This window comes from Corynebacterium sp. HMSC034A01 (assembly GCF_001838175.1).
In the GTDB taxonomy this organism is placed as follows: Bacteria; Actinomycetota; Actinomycetes; order Mycobacteriales; family Mycobacteriaceae; genus Corynebacterium.
This window is the reverse complement of record NZ_KV835957.1, coordinates 1-2,267: the sequence shown is the minus strand read 5'-3', so window position 1 is coordinate 2,267 and position 2,267 is coordinate 1. Positions and strand designations below refer to the sequence as shown.

At 57.3% G+C, this 2,267-nt stretch carries 2 protein-coding genes and 1 pseudogene; all 3 read right to left on the bottom strand.

From position 1 onward, the window contains the following. Positions 1 to 17: 17 nt before the first annotated feature. A pseudogene (locus HMPREF2791_RS05375) lies at positions 18 to 524 on the bottom strand (transposase); the annotation flags it as partial. Positions 525 to 811: 287 nt separating this feature from the next. Beyond that, positions 812 to 1,822 (bottom strand): HtaA domain-containing protein, encoded by a 1,011-nt coding sequence (locus HMPREF2791_RS05370; RefSeq protein WP_070451076.1) that lies wholly within the window; start codon positions 1,820 to 1,822, stop codon positions 812 to 814. A gap of 93 nt (positions 1,823 to 1,915) precedes the next feature. Further along, positions 1,916 to 2,267: hypothetical protein (locus tag HMPREF2791_RS12040; RefSeq protein WP_210400158.1), on the bottom strand; the 352-nt coding region annotated here is incomplete at its 5' end.

Below are 2,267 nucleotides of genomic sequence, written 5' to 3'. Positions count from 1 at the left end.
GGCTACACCACTACACGGGACTTGACCGCATGGACGAGGCAGCGTTGGATCATCGCGTTGGGCCAGCAGGCTTTAATCGCAGTCAAGGCGCCTTGTCCACCGTCGAGGACGACACAGAGCGGTTCAGCGATTTTGCGAAGTAGCTGCGTATACGCATGGGCGGTTTCGTGTTTGGCCCAGTGCCAGGCGATGACGTGGTCGTGGCTGGCTGCCACGAGCAAGCATCCGGCGGCGGTGTAGGTGCCGTCGATGAAGATCTGATCGTAAACGCGCTGCGGGTCACCGTTGTTGGGGATGTCGATAAGCCAAAACGGTTTGAATCGGCGGTCAAGTGTCCAACGGCTCACCTTGTGTTGCTCGGCGAGTTCAGACAACGTCGCTGTGGAGGTGGCATAAGCAACGAAGGCTTTAAAGTCGCGGGTCAGCGTGCGGTCGCTGCGGGTTCGTGTCGTGGAGCTGCCGCAGTTCGGGTCCTTGCATCGCCACCTGGTTGTGCCTTTGGATGTGGTTCCGTTTTTCTTCATTTGCCCAGCACATACCGGGCACCGTGGTCTGTTTTTACTCACCCGGAAAGCACACCAACCCCCGACTAGCACATGCGGGTGCCATTCCGGAGGATTGAACGCAATTCGGGCGGATATAAGGTCTTGATGCCTATATCCGCCCGATTTACCCAGCCTGATCAGCAATAACGCCGAAATTCAGACACACTTTTTGCTACTTACCCCGGGATGGTCTCCTTTTTTCGGCTTTGGTAAACAGCAAAGAACCGGTCCCAGCACAGTACCGGGACCGGTTCATGATGCGAAGGTTATCGCTGCATACCCTGCAAGAGTTGCGGCAGCCACTGCTGGCCGACAAAAGCTAGCGCACCACCAATCGCCACGAGGCTGATGAGAGTAGCGATGATCGGCACGACGATTTTGGTGTTGTCGGTCTTGGAATCGACAGAGGATCCCTCAGGCTTCTTCGAGCCTTGCTCAGCCGGGGGGACGCTCGGGGACGACGGAACGCTCTTCTCCGGGGACGGTTTCGCGGACGACGAGGAAGGAGCCGGCTTCTCCGGAGACGGTTTCGCCTTAGGTGCTTCCTTGAACTTCAGGTCTAGATCGAGTAGCGCGTCCTCGTACTGCTCCGCCTTGTAGAAGCCGATCATGACGTTTTCGGCTCCCTCCTTGGTGAGCGTTGTCTTAATGCCACTGTCCTTACTAACGTCACCTGCTGAGGTGGAGAAACTGCCCCCTGCGGTAGCCTTGATCGGCTCTGGAAGTGTGAATGTGGCAAAAATCGCGTCGTCTCCCTTGCGATCAAGTGCGCTCTGATCGCCCGTGATGTTAGTGCCACGCACGACGTAGTCGAGGGAAATCTTTCCTGACGTACCGTCCAGAATGAGCTTCACATCGGAGAACTTGACATCGAGTCCATACTGCTGGCCCTCGGGAGCGAACTTCTCATGCCCTGTCCAGCGGACCCCACCATCAAAGGCCAGCACACCCTTGCCTTTTGCATCCAGCTGCGACTTGGCAGCATTCAACTGGAACCCATACTTAAGTGGCGAGGTGTTGTCCTGGAACGTTTGGGCTGGCGGGTTGTACGCGGTGTGGCCGCCGAAGTTCTTGAGATCGGTTGGATTGACTGTAGTGACCTTGCCCTGTGCGACGGGGCCGGTCACGTAGTTGGTAAAGCTGCGCTTCACATTCCAATCCAAGCGACCATTCTCAAGCACAGGCGCCTCCGGTGCAGCCGAAGCCTGAGGCGCAACAACTGCGCTACCCAGCAGGGCAAGAGCGGTGAGTGGTACGAGCAACGGGCGTGTTCTCATGAATCCTCCTTAGAGAACAAGGTAAACCTCACCTAAGTATGGTATTGCTAACCAACTTCAAGGGCAAGGAGGTTCCCGTTGAGGCGATGACCACTATTTGGCCAGCATGGGCCTCAGAAAACGGTCGAAGGCGAACTTGCCGAAGCCAGAAAGCACGCCGAGCAATCCAAGTCCAGCGATGACGAGGGTGACACTGGTGGTGATCCGCTCGGCTGGTGATCCTTTGTCCGTTGAGCTGAGTTCCTGCGACGAGCTCGCCATTGACTCGGACGGCGCAGGGGACGGCGTTGACGTCGGTGTCGGCTGTGGTGCAGGCAGCGTCGGAACACCAGCGGCGGCGCCAGCGAAGGTGACGCTGAGATCAAACAAGGCGTCGTCGTATTGAATCGGCTCGTAGAAGCCGATCATGATCTTTTTGGCGCCCTCCTCGGTGAGCGTTGTTTTC

Excerpts from the sequence above, each read along its gene's own strand:
- HMPREF2791_RS05370 (WP_070451076.1), bottom strand. The coding sequence starts at position 1,822 with ATGAGAACACGCCCGTTGCTCGTACCACTCACCGCTCTTGCCCTGCTG.